Below are 20,061 nucleotides of genomic sequence, written 5' to 3'. Positions count from 1 at the left end.
GCCTCAGTTGGTGGCGGTGAAGGTGAAGGCCAGGTCGCCCTCGAAGGTGCCGATCCCGGCGGCCGCGCTGCCGGTGACGGTGCCGCCGACCAGCACGTAGGTGCTCTGCACGGTGCCGGGGGCGGCGGCCGTGAACGAGAACGAGGCGCAGCTCGCCACCGCGGTGCCGGAGCCGCCGCTGGTGGTGGCCGTGGCGCACGAGGCCGAGAAGCCGAGGGTGGTGCCGGTGAGCGCGTTGGTGAGCACCGCGGGGACGGTGGCGGTGACGCCCACGCTGGAGTTGTGCCCCACCTGGATCTGGCCGAGACCCGCGGTGGTGAGTCCCGAGAGGGCGGCCTGGCTGGCGCCGCTGGAGGCCAGCGTGGAGCTGGCGCCCAGCGCCAGGGTGCCGAACTTGAGCTGGTGCGTGGTGGCGGCGGTCAGGCTGGCGACCACCGTGGCCGAGGCGTTCACCGTGGCGGTCGCGGTCTGCGCACGGGCGGCGGCCGGCAGGGCCAGCGCGAGCGCGGCCAGCGCGAGGCTGAGCTTCTTCATCGTGGGGCTCCTGGTATGTGGAGGGGTGTGATCGCGGACGGTGTGGCGGAGAGGGGCCTGCGTCCGAGCCGGCCCCGGGTAGGGGCAACGCCTGTGCCGAACGGCGTGCGTCTGAAAATCGTGCGGCGGCAAGAATTTATACGGGGTGAAAACACCTTTCTACCGCGAGTCTGTTCCGTTTCGGGAACATGGCTCGTTCCTGAACGGGAACAAATCATGTGCTTATGGCCGAAAGGGCGCGAAAATGCGCCGGCTCGTCCAGACGTGTGCGGAAGGGCGCGAGAAGCGGCGCGGATGGCGCGGAACGCAGAAGTTCGGGCGAAACGCGAGAGGGGATCTGCTACGGGATCGGGTGGCACCGCGACCTCCCGCGGCCGATCACCCCTGAACCCAAAAAGAATTCCTCGCGCAGAGGTCGTCAGCGAAGCAGACGAAATCCTGAAGCTCTCCGCTCCCTCTGCGTGAGGCTTTGCGGTTCGTGTTCCCGAACGGGAACTCAGCCCTCGCGCAGGGCGGCGACGCAGGCCTCGTTCTCGGCGGGGGTGTTGTAGAAGTGCGGGGAGACGCGCACGTAGCCGGCGCGGTAGTCCACGATGATCCCCCGCTGGGCCAGGCGGCGCACGGCGCCGGGGGCGTCGTGGTGCTTCACCAGGACGATCCCGGAGCGGCGCGCGGGGTCGGCGGCGGTCTTCAGCTCGAAGCCGGCGTCCCGGCAGAGGCCGACCAGGTGCTCGGTGAGCGCGGCGATGCGGGTGTAAATTTTTTGTTCACCCGCCTCGGCGAAGACCTCCAGCCCGCCGAGCGCCGTGTAGACGGTGGGGACGGCGGGGGTGCCCAGCGAGAAGCGGCCGGCGTCGTCGCGGAACTCCAGCTCGTCGACGCGGAAGGTGAACTGGTCGCGCGCGCCGAACCACGAGGCCATGGTGGGGCGCAGGCTCTCGATGCGCTCCTCGCGCACCCAGAGGAAGGCCAGGCCGGGGCCGCCCAGCAGCCACTTGAGCGGGCCGGCCACGTACACGTCGGCGTCGGCGGAGCGGGGGTCGACGGGGAGCTGCCCGGCGGCCTGGTAGCCGTCGACCAGGAAGAGGGCGCCGGCGCCGCGGGCGGCCCGGGCGATCGGCGCCAGGTCCTGCACGTAGCCGGTGCCGTAGAAGACGTGGCTGGTGGCGACCAGCGCCGTCCTCTCGTCGACGTACTCGGCCCAGCGCTCTGGCGGCACGCCGATGCCGTCGTCGCTGGGGACGCGGACCACCTCGACGTCGGGGCGGGCGAGCCACTGGTACACCAGGGTGGGGAAGTCCAGCTCGGCGACGACGACGCGGTTGCGCTCGCGATAGTCGATGGCGGAGGCGATCGACGACAGCGCGCCGGAGACGCTGGGGGAGAGGGCGATCTCGCTCTCCCTGGCGTTCCACATGGCGGCGACGGCCGATTTCAGCTGGTCGACGCGGCCCATCCACAGCTCGTACCAGGCGCTGGCGCCCAGGGTGTTCCAGAGCGCCTGGTACTCGCCCAGGTACCCCATCCCGCGCCGCGACAGGGCGCCGAGCGAGCAGGAGTTGAGGTAGGTGCGGGTCTGCAGGATGGGGAACTCGCTCCGCCAGCGCTCGAGTTCCGCGTGCGGGACGGCGCTCATGCGTCCACCTCCTCGGCGCCGCCGGTGAGCTCGGCCGCGCGCTCCTCGCCGGCGGCCTGCGCATTGAGCTGGTCGAGCGTGTCGACGGCGCGGCGCAGGTGGGGGATGACGATGGAGCCGCCGACGACGAGGCCCACGCTCAGGGCCTCGAAGAACTCGGGGTCGCTCACCCCTTCTTCCTTGCAGCGGACCATGTGGTAGGTGACGCAGTCGTCGCAGCGCAGCACCAGCGAGGCGACCAGGCCCAGCAGCTCCTTGGTCCTGGCGTCGAGCGCGCCGGGCTCGTAGCAGCGGCTGTCGAGCGCGAAGAAGCGCTTGATCTCCAGGTTGCCGGCTTCCAGGATGCGCTCGTTCATGCGCTCGCGGAAAACGCGGAACTCCTCCAGGCGGTCGGCCATCGTCGCTTAGCTCCAGGCGGAAGGGAGCGCGCAACTTGCCGCCGCGCCCATGCTACCGTCAAGAACAGCCAAAGCCTCACACAGAGGACACAGAGAACACGGAGAACTGCATAAAGATTTTCTCTCTGTGTCCTCTGTTTCCTCTGTGTGAGATCAATTCGACCCTGCCTCTAGCCGATATCTGAACTCAGCGCGTCTGAAAGTTCGAGATTCGACGCAGTCCTTCCTGTAGCTTGGCGGCGCCGAAGTTGATCAGCAGGCCGACCGGAAGATCGAGGAGGCGCAAGTAGGTGAGCACCTGCTTCGCGTGTACGGGAGCAAGCTTCTCGATTGATTTCAGTTCGACCAGCACTCGGCCGTCCACGAGCAGATCGGCGCGGAAGCCCTCTTCGAACCGCATGCCGTCGAACTCGAACGAAACCGGCTTCTGGCGCTCTACCTGTAAACCCCTCCGCTCCAGCGCGCGGGCGAGCAGCGCTTCGTACACGGATTCAAGCAGACCCGGGCCGAGCCGGGTGTGCAGGTCGTAGGCTGCATCGACGATCTCTCCTGTAACGACGTTGGGGTCGTGCATGGCGTTGAATGCGAGGGCGGATAAGGGATGATGCCGGATGTTCGGAATGTAAGCTTCTGCGTACAAGAGCGACAAGTATGATTGAAGGACAGCAAATCTCACACAGACGACTACAGAGAACTGCTAGAGATTTTCTCTCTGTGTTCTCTGTGTCCTCTGTGTGAGAATAACGTACCCGCCACCCTACTCCGACCCGTCTCCCTCGAGGTAGGTGTACCCAGCCAGGCCCTCCACGTAGTCGGCGATGAAGGTGTTGGCCTCGGCGCGCTTCAGGCGGGCGTTCTGCACCTTCTTGCGGAAGGTCGCCACCAGGTCCGACGAGCTGAACTGCACGTAGTTGAGCACCTCCGTCACCGTGTCGCCGTGCACCAGGTCGCCGATCTCGTAGCCCGTGTCGGTGAGGCGCACGTGCACGGCGTTGGTGTCGCCGAACAGGTTGTGCAGGTCGCCCAGGATCTCCTGGTAGGCGCCGGTGAGAAAGATCCCCAGGATGTACGGCTCGTCGGGGCGGAAGGAGTGCAGCTCCAGGGAGGGCTTGGCCTTCCGCCACCCCACGAACTGGTCGATCTTGCCGTCGGAGTCGCAGGTCATGTCCTGCAGCGTCCCCCGCCGACTGGGCTCCTCGCCCAGGCGGTGGATCGGCATGATCGGGAAGAGCTGGTCGATGGCCCAGGAGTCGGGCAGGCTCTGGAAGAGCGAGAAGTTGCAGAAGTAGCGGTCGATCAGCACCCCCTCCAGCTCGGGGAGGATGTCCTCGTACTCCTCGGGGTCCTCGGCCGCCAGCACCGCCACCCGGTTCATGATGGCCAGCCAGTAGCGCTCGGCCAGGGCGCGCTCGGCCAGCGACATGGTCCCCGAGTTGAAGTGCTGCTGCATCTGGTCCTTGGCGAAGCTGGCGTCGTGGTACACCTCGCGCAGGTTGCGCGAGTCGAGCTCGCGGTAGGTGGCGGCCAGCTCCTGCACCACGGCGTGCGCGTCTTCGTCCACCCCGCCGGGCGGGACGTCGGGCGCCTGCGTCTCCAGGTCGATCACGTTGATCAGCAGCAGGGCGTGGTGCGCGGTGAGCGCGCGGCCGCTCTCGCTGATCACGTGCGGCATCGGCACCTCGTTCTCGCGGCACTCCTCGGCCAGCGAGTAGATGATGTCGTTGGCGTACTCCTGGATCGAGTAGTTGACGCTGGCGTGCGAGGTGGAGCGCGAGCCGTCGTAGTCCACCCCCAGGCCGCCGCCCACGTCCACGTACTGCACGTCGACGCCCAGCTGGCGCAGCTCCACGTAGTAGCGCGCCACCTCGGCCATCCCCAGCTTGATGTTGCGGATGTCGGGGATCTGCGAGCCCAGGTGGAAGTGGATGAGCTTGAGGGTGTCCTTCTTCCCCGCCGCCTCCAGCTTCTCCAGCACCTTCACCAGCTGCGCCGAGTTGAGCCCGAACTTGCTCTTCTCGCCCGCGCTCTCCGACCAGCGCCCCACGCCCGACGTGGAGAGCTTGATGCGCACGCCGATGGTGGGCTCCACGTCCATGTCGGCGGCCACGCGCAGGATGGTGTCGACCTCGTTGATCTTCTCCACCACGATCAGCACCACGTGGCCGAGCTTCTGCCCCATGAGCGCCAGGCGGACGTACTCCTCGTCCTTGTAGCCGTTGCAGACGATCAGGTGGTCGGTGCGCTCGGTGAGGGCGAGCACGCCCATCAGCTCCGGCTTGCTCCCCACCTCGAGCCCCGCGCCGTAGGGGTGCCCGAAGGCGGCGATCTCCTCCACCACGTGGCGCTGCTGGTTGACCTTGATCGGGTAGACGGTGGTGTAGGCGCCCTCGTAGCCGAACTCCTCGATGGCGTTGTTGAACTTCTGCGTGAGCGTCTCGATGCGCGTGCGCAGGATGTCGGAGAAGCGCAGCAGCAGGGGGAGCTGGATCCCCTGCTCCGCCATGTCCATGGCGAACTCGAAGAGGTCGATCCCCCGCCCCTTGTCCTTGGTGGGATGGACGGTGACGTGGCCCTTCTCGTTGACTTCGAAGTAGCCGATCCCCCACCCCTCCAGGTTGTACAGCTCGCGGGAATCGTCGATGGTCCACTTGCTGGCGATCTCGGCCTCCTTCGGCTGATGGGAAGGGCGGTGAATCTGCGCACTTCACCCCCGGTGCGAAAGTGCGAGAGTGCGGGAGTGCGAAAGTGGACGGCGCCCCGGCTTGATCCGTCGCCCGGGGGAGCGATAGCTTTCGGGCGACCGGAAGTGTTTTAGTGCGTTAGTCCTTAGTCCTCAGTCCTGACGGACCGGCAGGCCCACGAAGGACTGAGCACTAAGCACTAAGGACTAACACACTTTCGCACTTTCGCACTTTCGCACTCATCCCCGTGTACCGTCCCCCCGACCTCTCGCAACCGCGGTTCCAGGACGCGCCCGACGCCGCGTTCCGGCCCGCCCCCGCCGACGGGGTGCTCCCGGAGGGCTTCTTCTCCACCACCAACCTGCCGACGTACGTGAAGGTCGGCGGCGAGTGGAGGCTGCCGCGCGACCCGCGCATGGACTCGGCGCTGGTGCTGGACCCCGACGGCGTGCCGCGCGTGCTGGAGGGGCGCTACGTCCGCGCCGGGCAGCCGGTGGCCATGGGCTTCGCCGAGGACGGCTCGGAGGGGATCTTCGTCCACGCCACCGGGCTCATGGGCGACCCCGACATGGGGCCCGAGGGCGAGTTCAAGTTCATGTCCTCCGAGGTCTCCCGCGAGAAGCCCACCGACTACCCCGAGATGGCGCGGGTGCTGGTGGACGAGCGGGAGCGCGGCGGGCACTTCATCTGGGTGGTGGGCCCGGCGGTGCTCCACTCGCGCGGGCGCGACACGCTCTCCTGGTTCGTCCGCAACGGCTACGTGGGGGTGCTCTTCGGCGGCAACGCGGTGGCGGTGCACGACATCGAGGCGTGCACCATGGGCACCACGCTGGGGATGAACAGCCGCGGCGTCCCCGTCGAGGGCGGCCACGCCTTCCACATGCGCGCCATCAACCGGGTGCGCGCGGCGGGCTCCATCCGCGCGGCCGTCGAGCAGGGGATCATCGGCGACGGGATCATGCACGCCTGCGTGACCTCCGACGTCCCCTTCGTCCTCGCCGGCTCCATCCGCGACGACGGGCCCCTCCCCGACACCCTCACCGACGTCATCGAGTGCCAGGAGGTGATGAAGGAGCACACCCGCCGGGCCACGGGGGTGATCATGATCGCCACGGCGCTGCACTCCATCGCCACCGGCAACATGCTCCCGTCCTACGTCTACCGCGAGGAGACGGGCGAGGTGCGGCCGCTCCCCACCATCTGCGTGGACTCGTCCGAGTTCGTCGTCAGCAAGCTCAAGGACCGCGGCACCCACCAGGCGTTCGGCGTCATCACCAACGCGCAGGACTTCCTGCACGTGCTGCGGCACTACGTGGAGATGGAGGAGGCCGCGCGCCAGGAGCAGGCGGTCGGGGTCGGCTGAGTCGGGGAGGGCAGGGAGCCGGCGTTCCGGGAGCCGTCCTGATCGTGCTACCGGAATCGTTTATTGACGTGGAGTGGACGGCTTTTCGCGCAACCGTCGTACTGTCGGGAACCCTCTTCCCGCGAGCTTCCATGCGCGTCCTTCCAGGTCCGAGACTCTGCCTCGCGTCGCTGCTCGCGGCGGCGCTCGCGCTTCCGGCGGGGGCGGGGGCGCAGGCCGGCGGCGCCGTGCGGCTGAAGGTGACGGACGAGCGCGGCGCGCCGCTGCGGGGCGCCGCGGTGCAGGTGGACGGCCGCCCGCGGGCGTGGACGGACTCGGCGGGGCGCGCGGAGGTGGCGGGGCTGGCGCCGGGATGGTACGCCTTCAAGCTGACGCGGCTGGACTACCGGGGCGCGGCGCCGGGGGTGCTGGTGGCGCCCGGCCGCGCCACCGTGCTGGAGGTGACCCTGGAGCGCGAGCCGCTGGCGCTCCCGGGCGTGGCGGGGAAGCAGAAGCTCGCCGGCCCGGGCGGCGTCCCCGGGCCCGGACCCCTCGGCCGCCGCATCCCGCGCGCGGTGATCGCCGCCACGGCGCCGGCGCGGCTCACCGACCTGCTGGAGAAGGCGCCCGAGGTGGTGCTGGTGCAGGGGCCGCACGGGGCGGAGGTGCGCTTCCGGCGGGCGCTGGCGGGCGTGCGGCCGGACCCGCCGGACGGCGGCCCCGCGCCGCCGGACTGCGTCCCGGCGTACTACGTCGACGGCGTCCTGCACCCGGGCGTCGGCTCGCCCGACGTCTTCCCGCCCGGCGAGGTGGAGGAGGTGCTCCTCTTCGCCGGCAACGTCCCGGCGGCGTACAACGGCGGCCGCGCCTCCTGCGGCGTGGTGGCCCTCTGGACCCGCGGCGGCGCCGGCGCGCCGTCCAAGCCCGCGGCGGCCGGTCCGGCCCGGCCGGCGGGCGCCGGCAAGTCCGCGGCGGTCGCGGCCGCGCCGGGCGGCCGCTCCCCGGCGGGGCCGTGAGCCGCCCGTCCGCCCGCCGCGCACCCCGCGCCTGACCCGGATGCTTCCCCCCCTCCCGCAGCCCGAGCCGGACGCGCGCAACCCCAACCTGGGCGCGGCGCTGGCCGCCGTCGTCGACCGCATCCCGCCCGAGCGCGTGGAGCAGGTGTGGGTCTTCCCCCCGCGGATGATCGGCGCCAAGGAGAGCGGGCTGGCGGTGCTCGTGGTCGCCCCCGCCGACGGGGAGGCGGACCGGGAGCGGCTCGCCATCTACACGCTCCGCTACGAGGCGCTCGCCGAGAAGGGGAAGACCACGCGCGCCGACCGGCTGGAGGAGCAGGGGACCGTGCCCCCCGACCGGGTGGACCGCATCATCGACGGCGTGGTGCGGCGGCTGGAGGGCGACCCCGCGCCTCCCGACATCCGCGACACCGGCCGCGACGCGGAGGCCTGGTGGGGGCTCGTGGAGGAGCTCGGCGCCGGGGTCGTTGACCGGGACAATCGAGAATAATTATCGTTAGGCCCGGTGTCCGGACGGATTCACCCGTCCGCGGGAATCTCAGGAGACGGGAATGTCCGCACACGCATCCATCGCCGCCACCTCGCCCTACCTGCACCTGTTCCGGCGCTACCTGCGGCAGCAGGGGCTCCCGGTCACGCAGCAGCGCGAGGTGGTGGCCGACGTGGTGTTCAACTCGCGCGAGCACCTCTCGGTGGAGGAGATCGAGGCCCGCCTGAAGGAGCGCGGCGAGCGCATCGGCAAGGCCACCATCTACCGCACCATGGAGATCCTGGTGCGCAGCGGCCTGGTGGAGGACCACGACTTCGGCGACGGCTTCAAGCGCTACGAGCACCTCTTCGGGCAGCGCCCCGGGCACGAGCACCTGGTGTGCACCCACTGCCGCAAGGTGGTGGAGTTCCAGCGCCCCGAGGTGGAGCGCATCCAGGACGAGGTGGCCCGCCAGCACGGCTTCCTCCCCACCCGCCACCGCCTGGAGATCTACGGCCTCTGCGGCGACTGCCAGGCGGCGGGGGTGACCATCAAGTACGAGGGCCTCGCCTGCCCGGTGATGGAAGTGGCTTGATTCCACGGCTCGGGAAGCGTGGACGGAGGAGGCGCCGGAGCGAATCCGGCGCCTCTTTCCTTCGCGCCCCGCCGGGCTGCCGAAAGAGCACGGCGAGCCGGTTGACGCCGCCGGCCGGACGGGCCAATTTCCGAAGCAGATCCGAACCAGAAGGCCCCGCCTGCGCAGCTGCAGGCCGGGGCCTTCCGGCGTTCGGGGGCATTCTGCCGGATGACGGCGGCTGCAGCGTCGGCGCCGACGGGAGATGCACCCGCTCGACAGCCCTTTACCGGGAGGCAGGCCGATGTTCCAGGACGTGAAGACCCACGGGGCGGCCGGAAACGGAACCGCGGACGACCGCGCGGCTTTCGCGGCCGCGGACGGCGCGGGCGGCACCGTGTACGTGCCGCGGGGGACGTACCGGATCGGTTCGAATCTCACCCTCGCTTCGGACGTCCGCTTCGAGCAGGGGGCGAAGCTCAAGCCGGACGCGAACGTCGTGGTCACGCTGAACGGCGGCCTGGATGCCGGCGTGTACCAGGTGTTCGACCCGAGCGCGGGAGGAAGCGTGAGGCCCAACCGCGTGGAGCACGTGGTTCCCCAGTGGTGGGGCGCCGTGGCCGACGGCGTCGCGGACGACTACCCCGCCATCGCGGCCGCGCTGCGCGCGGTGACGAAGACGTCGCAGTACGGGTCCGGCAGCGGCGGCGCGATTGTCTTCTTCCCTCCCGGGGTGTACCGCGTCACGCAGCCGCTGGACTGCGGGAACCCGGGCCAGGTGAACCTCCAGGGCTCCGGACGCTTCGAGACGGTGATCCGCGGCGACACCGGAGCCGGCCACGCGATCATCGAGATGGTGGGCACGCGCTTCGCCAGCGTCCGCGACCTGCAGCTGGACGTGGTGGGGATGGCGAACCCCTCGACGGTGGGGATCCTGATGGCCCGCGTCTCCATCAACGGCTTCGCGGCGCAGGCGGGGAACGTCGACCTCTCCAACGTCGTCATCCAGCTCCGCTCCAGCGCCACGGCGAACGGTGGGAAGGGCACCGTGGGGATCTACAACTACTGCTCCGAGGTCTGCGACTACCGCGACGTCTACGTGATCGCCGACACGGCCGCGGTCTACACCGCGGGCAACATCTTCAACCTCGCGTCGGTGCACCGGCCCGCCGGGTCGCAGTACCCCATGTTCACCGGCGACAGCTCCATGACGGTGTGCACCATGAGCGGCGCCAACGTGCTGGCCGGTCTCGCCGGGCCCGCGCTGCTCCTGGCCGGGTGCGCCAACATCAAGGTGGATTCGCACCTGACCTCGACCTGGCGCGAGCACCAGGCCGAGGGGCTCACGGGGCCGTACCGCTATGCCATCAACGTGGTCGCACAGCTTACCGACTTCGAGTTCCACGGCGACATCGAGGAGTACCCGGTGGTGCTGCGCAATCAGGTATCCATCTCGGGGATGCGGCTGCACGCCTACTCGGCGTGGTCGCTCACCGACCCGCGCGTCTACCTGGACCGGGTCCCGAACGCGCCCTCGCACGCCACCCTGGTCGGCTGCACGATCGACGTGGTGCCGACGCCGGATTCGTACCTGGGCGCGACGCCCGGCGCCAGCGGGTACCTGATCGACACCACGGCCGACGCCGCCAGCCAGGTGGTCGGGTGCGAGCTGTACCTGCGCTCGGGGAAGGTGCGCATCCAGAACCCGTGGGGGAACAGCAACCTCACCGGCAACACCGTGTATTTCGACGGGGACCTGGCGGACCTGGTGTTCCAGGCGCCGGTCGTGGCAGGCAACCTGATCCACGCGAAGGACAAGACGTCCGTGGCGCGGCTGGCGGTGGAGAACGCCGTCGCGGCGTCCACGCCGGGCTCGGTGGTAAGGAAGGTCGAGATCTTCGACGCGGCCGGCGCCAGTCTCGGATTCGTCCCGGTCTACAACAGCATCAGCTGACCGGCGGCGGTGGCCCGCCAGCACGGCTTCCTCCCCACCCGCCACCGCCTGGAGATCTACGGCCTCTGCGGCGACTGCCAGGCCGCGGGCGTGACCATCAAGTACGAGGGCCTTGCCTGCCCGGTGATGGAAGTGGCCTGAGCTCTTCTCCTCGTCCGGCGATCGGGGCGGCACCGCGGCAGCGGCGCCGCCCCTCTGCTTTGGAGCGTACGAAAGCACCCGCGCGGAAAAGAAAGAAGCGGGGAGCGGCCTTGCAGCCGCCCCCCGCTCCGCCGGGACGAAGGAGCTTCGCCCGGTCAGTCGAGGACGCCGGTCGCGTCGAGGATCGCCACGGTCGTCGTCACGATCGCCGTCTTGATCGCGTTGTCGATGTCCTCGAGGATGTTGCCGCCGGCGACCGCCTCCAGCTCGTTCTCCGACAGCTCGCCGGCGTTCGCCTGGGGCTGCACCGAATCCATCTCGTGCTGAGACATGTGGGTAGACTCCGGATTGGGGGGTGAGTGGGTACGGGTGTATCTGGATCGCGGGCTGCGGCCCGGCAGGGTCCGCCGCCTGACGGAGAGGAGGTGGTCATGAGATCCCGCCGCTCGCCGCGGCGGAGCCGGTGGCGCGGGGGGACGAAGGAGCCGCGTCGAGGTTACTCGATGGTGTCGGTCGCCTTGAGGGCCGCCTCGACCACCACACCTGTCGGGATGGGAGCGGGACGTCCGCGGGCCACGTGGTGAACGACTCGGGCGCCGCACTTCCAATGCAGCGGGCGTGCCCCGGTTTATTTTACCGCAAGATGTTGGGGGGAAACAATTTCGCCGAGGCGGAGCCGATCCGGCCCCGCCGCCGGTAGAGCCCGCGTTCTACCGGATAGCGGCGCGCCTCTAACCCATGGACCTTGCGAACCTCGTCTCTGTCGAGTACTCTGCACTTCAAAGTGGTTTGCACTTGCTCGTCCCGCCGGCGGCGCCGGGACGTCGGTCGAATCCGGACTTTGGAGGCGCAGATGCACGCACTGTGGCGCGAGGCCGCCGACGCGGCCCGCACGCTCCGCCGGTCTCCCGCCTTCTCGCTCCTGGCGGTGGTGCCGCTGGGGCTGGGGATCGCGGCCAACGTGGCGGTGTTCAGCATCGTCAACGGCCTGCTGCTGCGGCCGCTCCCGGTGGAGGACCCCGGCGCGCTGGTGAGCGTCTACGAGCGGCGCCGCGACGAGCCGTGGCGCAACCTCTCCTACCCGGACTACGCGTACTTCCGCGACCACAACCGCGTCTTCTCGGGGACGGCGGCGTTCACCGTCCCCGGCGTCCAGGTGAGCCTGCGCACCTCGCGCGACGGCGCCCGCGCGGTCCCCGCCTCGCTGGTCACCGCCGGCTACTTCGGCGTCCTGGGCGTGCGGCCCGCGCTCGGGCGCTTCTTTACGGCCGAGGACGACGCACCCGCCTCCGGGACCACGCCGCCGCTGGTGATCGGGGAGCGGCTCTGGAGGGCGCGCTTCGGCGGCGATCCCCGCGTCCTCGGCCGCGAGGTCGCCGTCAACGGGCACCCGTTCGCGGTGGTGGGGGTGGCGCCGGAGCGCTTCACGGGGACGTTCACCGGGATCGGCACCGACCTCTGGATCCCGCTGGCGCTGCAGCCCGCCGTGCTCCCCGGCGCCGACGCGCTGGACCGCCGCGAGTCGCAGTTCCTGAACGCCGTGGGCCGCCTGCGCCCGGGCGTGGACCGCCGCCGGGCCGAGGCCGACCTCGGCCTCCTGGCCGCCCAGCTCGAGCGCGCCTACCCCGAGACCAACCGCGGCAAGGGCGTCACCCTCACCGGCACCACGGGGGTGCCGCCGTTCGTCCGGCGGTTCGTCACCCCCTTCCTGGCGCTGCTCTCGGGGGTGGCGGGGCTGGTGCTGCTGGTGGCGTGCGCCAACCTGGCCGGGCTGCTGCTGGCCCGGGCCACGGCGCGCGGGCGGGAGATGGCGATCCGCTCCTCGCTCGGCGCCACGCGGGGGCGGCTGGCCGCGCAGCTCCTGGCCGAGACCCTCCTCCTGGGGCTGGCCGCCGGCGCGGTGGGGGTGGCCGCCGGCCGCGCGCTCACCACGCTGTTCGTGCGCATGCTCCCGCCGATCGGGCTCCCCCTGGCGCTCGACCTGGGGGTGGACGCCCGCGTGGCGGTGTACGCCGTGGGCGTCTCCCTCCTGGCCGGCGCGCTGGCGGGGGCGGCCCCGGCGCTCCGGGTGCGGCCCCTGGAGCTGATGGCGGCGCTGCGCGGCGACCCGGCCGGGGCGGGGCGCCCGGGCCGCCTGCGCGCCGCGCTCCGCCGGGCAGATCGCCCTCTCCGTGCTCCTGCTGGTGGCGACGGGGCTCCTGGTGCGCGGGCTCCGGCGCGCGGCCTCGGTCGAGGTGGGCTTCGACGCGGACCGGGTCGCCCTGGTGACCACCGACCCCGCGCTCCTGGGCTACGGCGCCGCGCGGGCGGAGGCCGTCTCGGCGGAGCTGCTGCGCCGGGCGCGCGCGCTCCCCGGGGTGGAGCACGCCGCGCTGGTCCGCTTCACCCTCCTGGGCCCCGCGGGCGACGAGGTCCCCGCCGTCTTCGCGGCGGGCGCGGCGGCGGACAGCGCGCGCGTGGCCTACAACGTGGTGAGCCCCGGCTACCTGGCCGCGCTCGGCATCCCGCTCCTGGCCGGGCGCGACCTCGCCGCGCGCGACGACGCCGGCGCGCCGGGCGCGGCGGTGGTGGGCGAGGCGATGGCGCGGCGCTTCTGGCCCGGCCGCGACCCGCTCGGCCGCCGCTTCTCGGTGCGCGGGGCGGAGTTCGAGGTGGTGGGCGTGGCGCGCGACGCGAAGTACCGCGGCCTGGGCGAGCGGGCGCTCCCCTACGTCTACTTCTCACTGGCGCAGGAGGAGCGGCTGCGACTGCCGCCCACCGCGCTGGTGCTGCATGCGCGCGCCGCGGGCGACCCCGCCGCGCTGCTGGCGCCGCTCCGGCGCGAGGTGTGGGCGGTGGACCCCGACCTCCCGGCCGAGGCCGACCTGATGCGGCGGACGATCCGCTTCTCGCTCTTCCCGGCGCGCCTGGCGGGCCGGCTGGTGGGGGCGTGCGGCGTGCTGGCGCTGGTCCTGGCCAGCGTGGGGCTGTACGGGATCGCCGCGTACGGCGCCGCGCGCCGCACCCGCGAGTTCGGCATCCGCATGGCGCTGGGCGCGCGCGGCCGCGACGTGGTGCTGCTGGTGCTCAGACAGGGGCTCGCGGTCACGGCCGCGGGGCTCGCGCTGGGCCTGCTGGCGGCGTTCTGGGTCTCCGGGCTGCTGCGCGGCCTGCTCTACGGCGTCCCACCCGGCGACCCGGCCACCTACGCGGGGGTGGCGGCGCTCCTCGCCGCGGTCGTCCTCCTGGCCGGCTGGGGCCCGGCCCGCCGTGCGGCGCGGGTGGACCCGGCCGTGGCGCTGCGGGTCGAGTGAGGCCAGAACCGGAAAACGTCGGGCGCGCAGAGCCGGCAGAGTCGTCGGAGAACCCTCCGGTGGACCCTGCCGGTCCCGCGTGGGAAAGCGGTTGACGGCGGGGGCCGCAGCGCTTCTTTTCGTCGCCGTTCCGATTTCCGGCACCCGAAGCGTCCGAACCGACGATGAGCAACGACATCCCCGCGTCCCTGGCGGAGCTGCCCTGGGAGCTGCCGCGCAACTTCCTGGGGCTGGAGGGCGAGGCCGGCACCTGGGAGCGCGCGGGCGTGGTGATCCTCCCCGTGCCGTACGAGGCCACCGTCAGCTACCAGGGCGGCACCCGGCTGGGCCCGCAGGCGATCCTGGAGGCCAGCCGCTACATCGAGCTGTACGACCAGGAGCTGGACGCCGAGCCGGGCCCCGGGATCGGCGTCTGCACGCTGCCGGCGCTGCACCTCTCCGCCGCCGGCCCCGAGGCCGCCGTGGGCGAGCTGCGCCGGGCGTGCGACGCGGTGTTCGCAGCCGCGGGCGAGCGGCTGACGATCATCCTGGGCGGCGAGCACTCCATCACCAGCGCGCCCGTGCAGGCGGCGGCCGCGCGGCTCCCCGAGGGCGCGCGCCTCTCCATCCTCCAGTTCGACGCGCACGGCGACCTGCGCCTGGAGTACGAGGGCTCGCCCTTCTCGCACGCCTCGGTGATGGCGCGCTGCATCGACTGCGCGAACCTGGTGCAGGTCGGTATCCGCGCCATCACCGGCGAGGAGCGGCAGCTCATCCGCGAGCGCGAGGGGAGCGTCACCACCATCTTCGCCGACGAGATGTGGGACAACGAGGCGTGGATCGACCGGGCGATGGAGGCTCTCGGCGAGCACGTCTACGTCACCTTCGACGTCGACTACTTCGACCCCTCGCTGATGCCGGCCACCGGGACTCCGGAGCCGGGCGGGCTGACCTGGTATCCCACGATGAAGCTGCTGCGCCGCGTCTTCACCGAGCGGAGCGTCGTCGCCGCCGACGTGGTGGAGCTGGCGCCGATCGGCGGCAACGCCGCGCCCGACTTCGTGGCCGCCAAGCTGGTCTACAAGATGGTGGGCTACCGCTGGCTGGCTGAGAAGCAGCGGAGCCCGTGACGCGCGATTCCTCTTCTGGCGTCGCATTGAGCTTCCGTAAACGAAAGCCCTACTCCTTCGGATCGGCCCTTCAAGTGTGTACGGACGAGAAGAGCCGCCGGGTGGGTCCGGCGGCTCTCGTCATCACCGCAGTTCCCGGCGTGCTTCGGCTCACTGCGCGTAGGTACAATCGGTAGCCGTGTTGCACGTATAGGTTGGGTCGCAGTACGGCGATTGCGACCAGGGGATGCATCCGTCACCCGAGTACAGACAAACCGTATCGGGCGTATGTCCGCAGTTGGGGTTCAGGCTGTTCGCGAAGACGGTCCCCTTCTCCTTCGGCTCGGCCTCGGTGGTGTCGAACGTTTCGACGTCGAGAGCTTCGATGTCCAGCCGCAGCTTCTTCATGGGAACCTCCGAGGGGAGAGCCGCCAGGTGGATGGCAGCCTGAGGGGAGAGGACGCGGCGCGCTTCGCGTAGGCGGCGTTCCGTGTCGAGAGGGGGCACTGTACAACTTACGTCTACACGTATAATACGTCAATAAATTCATATGTCTACGTCTCCGTCCCAGCATTACCATCGCTCCCGCCGCTGGCCCGGCTCTCGCGTTGCGCCGCGCGGACCGCGAAACGGACGACGAGCGAGAGGGGGACGGATGCCGCGCGAGGTGACGGACGGAGAGGGGACCACCTGGACCTGCACGCAGGCCTACGCGGGCCTGTCGGACGCCGGGGACGACGGGACGAAGGACGACGCCGCGCGCGTGGAGGGCACCGACCGCTACCGCGTGGTGTGCACCCCCAGCGGCGGCGAGCGGACGGTCGAGCTGGAGCTCCCGGCCGGCTGGGAGGAATCACTGTCGGACGAGGACCTCCTGCGGGAGATCAAGTCGGCCCGCGACCGGCCGTCGTAGTGTCGTAGTGCCGTCGCAGTTGCTGTCAAAGCCTCACGCAGTTCTGGTATTCTGTAGCGTCTACGCAAGCCGTTGCTTTCCAATTATTTGGCTCGCCATCTCGAGTCAGGCGCGCGCGCGAACCGCTCCGGGAACGGAATCGAGCGCGGGGAGAGCGATAGGGTTAGATTGAAGGGAGAGGGTGCTCGTCCTTTCATAGCCTATCGCGGAATGGGGTTCTTCATGAAACGGTTTTCTTTCTGGCTCGTGCTGGCCGTGGCGGCCGTCGGTACGACGGAGGCGCTCGCGCAGCGCGTGATTCCCGTGCGCCTCCCGGTGGTCTCCGGGACGATCACCGCCGCCGCGCCCGGCCTGCGCGGAGGCCCGGCCCGCCTGGAGGTCGCGCGGGCGATGGTCGCCGGACCCGAAGTCGTCGAGACCATGGCGACCACCGCCGACGCCGCAGCAATGACGGGAGGGAGAGCGGCGGCGGTCGGGGAGCCGCTCGCGGTGCCCGATGCATCCGTCACGCGGTACGTCCACCACCGGCTGAACGTCCGCGCCGGGCCCGGGACCGGCCACCGCGTCCTCTTCACCCTTGCCGCCGGGGAGGAGATCACGGTGGGGCCGCAGGACGGCCGCGGGTGGTCCGTTCTCTTCGGGGACCAGGGCGTCGTCCGGGGATACGTATACCGTGCCGGCACCACGGTGCGGTCTGATCCGCCCGGTCCGCCCGCGCCGTGAGCCGCGGCGCGTAGCGCGCTTCTCGACGGTACGCTCCGGCCGCTCGCCACCCGCCAGGGGTGGACCCAGGGCAGGTTTTTCGCTATCTTACATGGCTCCATGTGGACCGGGCACCTCCTGGCGAGGCGCCCGTCTTTCTTTGCTGAATCAGGACTTTCGTTCGAGGACGGCGGTAGGAATCTGAGCGGATGCCGCGGTGGCTGTCCCCTGTAACCTGTCCCCTGTCCCCTATGCAGACAGTAGATCCATGCAGATCCGCAACATCGCCATCATCGCCCACGTCGACCACGGGAAGACGACGCTGGTCGACCACATGCTCCGCCAGGCCGGCACCTTCCGCGAGAACCAGCAGGTGCAGGAGCGCGTGATGGACTCCAACCCGCTCGAGCGCGAGCGGGGGATCACCATCCTCGCCAAGAACCTGTCGGTGCGGTGGGGGCAGACCAAGATCAACATCGTCGACACCCCGGGTCACTCCGACTTCGGCGGCGAGGTCGAGCGCATCCTGCGCATGGTCGACGGCGTCATCCTGCTGGTCGACGCCGCCGAGGGGCCGATGCCGCAGACCCGCTTCGTCACCCGCAAGGCGCTGGAGCTGGGGCTGCAGCCCGTGGTGGTCATCAACAAGATCGACCGCGGCGACGCCGACCCGCACCGCGTGCACGACGAGGTGCTGGAGCTGTTCATGGAGCTGGAGGCCGACGACCACCAGCTCGACTGCCCCTTCCTCTACGCCGTGGGCCGCGAGGGCGTGGCGATGCGGAGCACCGGCGACGAGCGGAAGGACCTCACGCCGCTCTTCGAGGCGATCCTGGAGACCATCCCCGCGCCGACGGCGGGCGAGGGGCCGTTCCAGATGCTGGTCTCCACCATCGACTACTCGCCGTACCTGGGGCGCCTGGCCATCGGCCGCATCGAGCGCGGCACCGGGCGCGTGGGCGACACTGTCGTCCTGGTCTCGCACGGCGAGGAGTCCGCGGTGAAGGCGAAGATCAGCAAGCTCTTCACCTTCGACGGCCTGGAGCGGCACGAGACCGACGCCGCCTCCGCCGGCGACATCGTGGCGCTGGCCGGCCTCACCGACGTCGAGATCGGCGCCACCGTGTGCGACGCCGAGCACCCCGAGGCGCTGGAGGGGATCCGCGTGGAGGAGCCCACCGTCTCGGTGGACATCATGGTGAACAACTCGCCCTTCGCGGGCCGAGAGGGGAAGTACGTCACCAGCCGCCAGGTGCGCGACCGGCTCTTCAGGGAGCTGGAGAGCAACGTGGCGCTGCGCGTGGAGGAGACCGACAGTCCCGACACGCTCACCGTCTCGGGCCGCGGCGAGCTGCACCTGGGGATCCTGATGGAGACCATGCGGCGCGAGGGCTACGAGTTCGCCGTCAGCCGCCCGCGCGTGATCCTCAAGAAGAGCCCCACGGGCCAGCTCCAGGAGCCGTACGAGGAGGTCACCATCGACGTTCCCGAGACGCTGATGGGGCCGGTGATCCAGGAGCTCGGGCAGCGCCGCGGCGAGATGCTGGAGATGAAGAACCCCGGCGGCGGGCTGGTGCGCCTGGTGTACCGGGCCCCGGCGCGTGCGCTGTTCGGCTACCGCAGCGAGTTCCTCACCGTCACGCGCGGCGAGGGGACGCTGCACCACCGCTTCCTGGAGTACGGGCCGTACGTGGGCGCCATGAGCACCCGCAGCCGCGGCGTGATGGTGAGCATGATGACGGGCGACGCGGTGCCGTACTCGATCTTCAACCTGCAGGAGCGCGGCAGGTTCTTCATCCCGCCGGGCGTGCCCGTGTACGAGGGGATGATCGTGGGCGAGAACGCGCGCCCGGGCGACATGGAGGTCAACGTCTGCAAGGAGAAGAAGCTGACCAACATCCGCGCCGCCGGCAGCGACGAGAACGTGCTGCTGGAGCCCCCGCGCCAGATGACGCTGGAGGACGCGCTCGGCTACATCGCCGACGACGAGCTGATCGAGGTCACGCCGAAGTCGCTGCGCCTGCGCAAGCGCCTGCTGAACGCCAACGACCGCAAGAAGGCCTCGCGCGCGGCCTCGTAGACGGTCTTTCCGCCCACAACACGAGCCCCTCTCCCGGCGACGACCGGGAGAGGGGCTCTCCGTCTTCGGTTCCCGGGCACTTCGCACCTCGCACCCCGCGCCCTCGCACTGTCCCGCCCCGGGTCCGGAGTGTGCGGAGCGCGGCGGGACCGCCGGAGGGCGGCTGGCGATCCGTTAGGCGCGAAGCGTGAAACAAAGGCCTTGACACCTCCGGGGAGCGGTTTACTTTCCCGCCGAACGGGGCCGGGTCGGCACTCTGTGTCCGCCCGGAGGGGACCACCATCGAATCCGTCCACCAAGGAGACTTCGGAATGCCGAACCTGATGGCTCACCCGGCGGTCGTCGAGGAGCTGGACCTCGCGGAGGTGCTCGTCGCCCGCTTCGAGGAAGAGGGCGAAGAGGAGGAGTGGGACGGGGAGCGCGAGGAAGGCTGGGACGAGGAAGACGACCTCGAGGACGAAGACGACTGGGACGACGACGACGACTGGGACGAGGAAGACGACGAGTGGGACGAGGACGAGGCCTGGGAGGACGACGAAGACGAAGAAGTCTGAGCCCGGCCGGCATCCCCCCTCCCGAGGTGGTCCCCGACGGTGGAAAACCGGCGCCCGCGGCACCCGCGGGCGCCGGCCGCTTTCGCCCCCCGAAAAGATGGGAAACAGGGGTTGACGCGAGGGCCCAACCCTTTTATAATTCTCGCCTTGCCCGCGAGCACGGCTCGCGAACGCTGATTGAAAACCAGGGTGTGGGATGTCCGTGTGGGCCTCGCCGGGAGCATACCTTCTCCCGGTACGGTGCGATGAGCACCAGAGGCACTGTCAAAGGTAAATTCCGAATGAACGACAACAGTCGTTCGTTCACGGAGCTAATCGAGTTCTCTAATGGAGAGTTTGATCCTGGCTCAGGACGAACGCTGGCGGCGCGCTTAACACATGCAAGTCGTACGGGATCAGTCCTTCGGGGCTGGTTCAGTGGCGAACGGGTGCGTAACACGTGAGCAACCTGCCTGTGGGTGGGGGATAACCCGGGGAAACCCGGGCTAATACCGCATACGCTCTTCGGCTCGATTGGGCTGGAGAGGAAAGGTGCTGCAAGGCACCGCTCATAGAGGGGCTCGCGGCGTATCAGGTAGTTGGTGGGGTAACGGCCCACCAAGCCGACGACGCGTAGCCGATCTGAGAGGATGATCGGCCACATTGGGACTGAGATACGGCCCAGACTCCTACGGGAGGCAGCAGTG

At 70.3% G+C, this 20,061-nt stretch carries 21 protein-coding genes and 1 rRNA gene; 13 read left to right on the top strand and 9 right to left on the bottom strand.

The features are described 5' to 3' along the window. Positions 1–3: 3 nt before the first annotated feature. The 5 genes from VF746_04260 to speA all read right to left on the bottom strand — a co-directional run bounded on the left by VF746_04260 (position 4) and on the right by speA (position 5,227). Positions 4–534, bottom strand: a complete 531-nt coding sequence (locus tag VF746_04260) for a hypothetical protein (protein HEX8691612.1) — start codon at positions 532–534, stop codon at positions 4–6. Between the two features lie 496 nt (positions 535–1,030). After that, the gene (locus tag VF746_04255; protein HEX8691611.1) at positions 1,031–2,170 is read right to left on the bottom strand and encodes an aminotransferase class V-fold PLP-dependent enzyme; all 1,140 of its coding nucleotides are present in this window, start codon (positions 2,168–2,170) and stop codon (positions 1,031–1,033) included. Next, positions 2,167–2,568 (bottom strand): carboxymuconolactone decarboxylase family protein, encoded by a 402-nt coding sequence (locus VF746_04250; GenBank protein ID HEX8691610.1) that lies wholly within the window; start codon positions 2,566–2,568, stop codon positions 2,167–2,169. The genes VF746_04255 and VF746_04250 overlap by 4 nt, the downstream gene beginning before the upstream one ends. A gap of 187 nt (positions 2,569–2,755) precedes the next feature. After that, positions 2,756–3,142 (bottom strand): GxxExxY protein, encoded by a 387-nt coding sequence (locus VF746_04245; GenBank protein HEX8691609.1) that lies wholly within the window; start codon positions 3,140–3,142, stop codon positions 2,756–2,758. Positions 3,143–3,325: 183 nt separating this feature from the next. Continuing rightward, positions 3,326–5,227 (bottom strand): biosynthetic arginine decarboxylase, encoded by a 1,902-nt coding sequence (gene speA / locus VF746_04240; GenBank protein HEX8691608.1) that lies wholly within the window; start codon positions 5,225–5,227, stop codon positions 3,326–3,328. Positions 5,228–5,496: 269 nt separating this feature from the next. On the opposite strand from speA, the gene VF746_04235 reads away from it, so the two are divergent. From VF746_04235 to VF746_04210, 6 genes are all read left to right on the top strand, one after another. Beyond that, a complete protein-coding gene (locus VF746_04235) occupies positions 5,497–6,612 on the top strand; it encodes a hypothetical protein (protein HEX8691607.1) in 1,116 nt (371 codons plus the stop codon). 131 nt (positions 6,613–6,743) lie between these two features. After that, entirely contained in the window at positions 6,744–7,607 is an 864-nt protein-coding gene (locus VF746_04230; GenBank protein HEX8691606.1) for a carboxypeptidase-like regulatory domain-containing protein, read from the top strand. Positions 7,608–7,647: 40 nt separating this feature from the next. Beyond that, positions 7,648–8,097 (top strand): hypothetical protein, encoded by a 450-nt coding sequence (locus VF746_04225; GenBank protein HEX8691605.1) that lies wholly within the window; start codon positions 7,648–7,650, stop codon positions 8,095–8,097. 61 nt (positions 8,098–8,158) lie between these two features. After that, positions 8,159–8,671, top strand: coding sequence for a Fur family transcriptional regulator (locus VF746_04220; GenBank protein ID HEX8691604.1), 513 nt, complete (start codon positions 8,159–8,161; stop codon positions 8,669–8,671). Between the two features lie 283 nt (positions 8,672–8,954). Further along, positions 8,955–10,604: a glycosyl hydrolase family 28-related protein gene (locus VF746_04215; protein HEX8691603.1), complete on the top strand. Its 1,650-nt coding sequence runs from the start codon at positions 8,955–8,957 to the stop codon at positions 10,602–10,604. A 9-nt stretch (positions 10,605–10,613) separates the two neighbouring features. Further along, a complete protein-coding gene (locus tag VF746_04210) occupies positions 10,614–10,745 on the top strand; it encodes a hypothetical protein (GenBank protein ID HEX8691602.1) in 132 nt (43 codons plus the stop codon). A gap of 155 nt (positions 10,746–10,900) precedes the next feature. On the opposite strand, the gene VF746_04205 is transcribed toward VF746_04210, so the two are convergent. The 3 genes from VF746_04205 to VF746_04195 form a co-directional block, all read right to left on the bottom strand. Next, on the bottom strand, positions 10,901–11,077 hold the full coding sequence (locus tag VF746_04205) for a hypothetical protein (protein HEX8691601.1): 177 nt from the start codon (positions 11,075–11,077) through the stop codon (positions 10,901–10,903). A 754-nt stretch (positions 11,078–11,831) separates the two neighbouring features. Next, positions 11,832–11,957, bottom strand: coding sequence for a hypothetical protein (locus VF746_04200; protein HEX8691600.1), 126 nt, complete (start codon positions 11,955–11,957; stop codon positions 11,832–11,834). A gap of 408 nt (positions 11,958–12,365) precedes the next feature. Further along, positions 12,366–12,692, bottom strand: coding sequence for a hypothetical protein (locus VF746_04195; GenBank protein HEX8691599.1), 327 nt, complete (start codon positions 12,690–12,692; stop codon positions 12,366–12,368). A gap of 224 nt (positions 12,693–12,916) precedes the next feature. On the opposite strand from VF746_04195, the gene VF746_04190 reads away from it, so the two are divergent. Together VF746_04190 and speB are read left to right on the top strand one after the other, a co-directional pair. Continuing rightward, complete coding sequence (locus tag VF746_04190) at positions 12,917–14,038, top strand: ABC transporter permease (GenBank protein ID HEX8691598.1); 1,122 nt, start codon at positions 12,917–12,919, stop codon at positions 14,036–14,038. Between the two features lie 164 nt (positions 14,039–14,202). Continuing rightward, positions 14,203–15,147 carry an agmatinase gene (gene speB, locus VF746_04185; GenBank protein HEX8691597.1) on the top strand — a complete coding sequence of 315 codons (945 nt, stop codon included), beginning with the start codon at positions 14,203–14,205 and terminating at the stop codon, positions 15,145–15,147. A gap of 150 nt (positions 15,148–15,297) precedes the next feature. On the opposite strand, the gene VF746_04180 is transcribed toward speB, so the two are convergent. After that, positions 15,298–15,534 (bottom strand): hypothetical protein, encoded by a 237-nt coding sequence (locus VF746_04180; GenBank protein HEX8691596.1) that lies wholly within the window; start codon positions 15,532–15,534, stop codon positions 15,298–15,300. 259 nt (positions 15,535–15,793) lie between these two features. Between VF746_04180 and VF746_04175 the strand changes: the two genes are divergently transcribed. The 5 genes from VF746_04175 to VF746_04155 form a co-directional block, all read left to right on the top strand. Then, entirely contained in the window at positions 15,794–16,039 is a 246-nt protein-coding gene (locus VF746_04175) for a hypothetical protein (GenBank protein ID HEX8691595.1), read from the top strand. 222 nt (positions 16,040–16,261) lie between these two features. After that, positions 16,262–16,762, top strand: coding sequence for an SH3 domain-containing protein (locus VF746_04170; GenBank protein HEX8691594.1), 501 nt, complete (start codon positions 16,262–16,264; stop codon positions 16,760–16,762). Positions 16,763–17,009: 247 nt separating this feature from the next. Then, complete coding sequence (typA, locus tag VF746_04165; protein HEX8691593.1) at positions 17,010–18,821, top strand: translational GTPase TypA; 1,812 nt, start codon at positions 17,010–17,012, stop codon at positions 18,819–18,821. Positions 18,822–19,132: 311 nt separating this feature from the next. After that, entirely contained in the window at positions 19,133–19,375 is a 243-nt protein-coding gene (locus tag VF746_04160; GenBank protein HEX8691592.1) for a hypothetical protein, read from the top strand. Positions 19,376–19,699: 324 nt separating this feature from the next. Next, positions 19,700–20,061, top strand: a 16S ribosomal RNA gene (locus VF746_04155); the annotation flags it as partial.

It is taken from the genome of Longimicrobium sp. (assembly GCA_036389795.1).
GTDB lineage: Bacteria > Gemmatimonadota > Gemmatimonadetes > Longimicrobiales > Longimicrobiaceae > Longimicrobium.
Note: the sequence above shows the minus strand (reverse complement) of the source record. Positions and strands in the feature narration are given on the sequence as shown.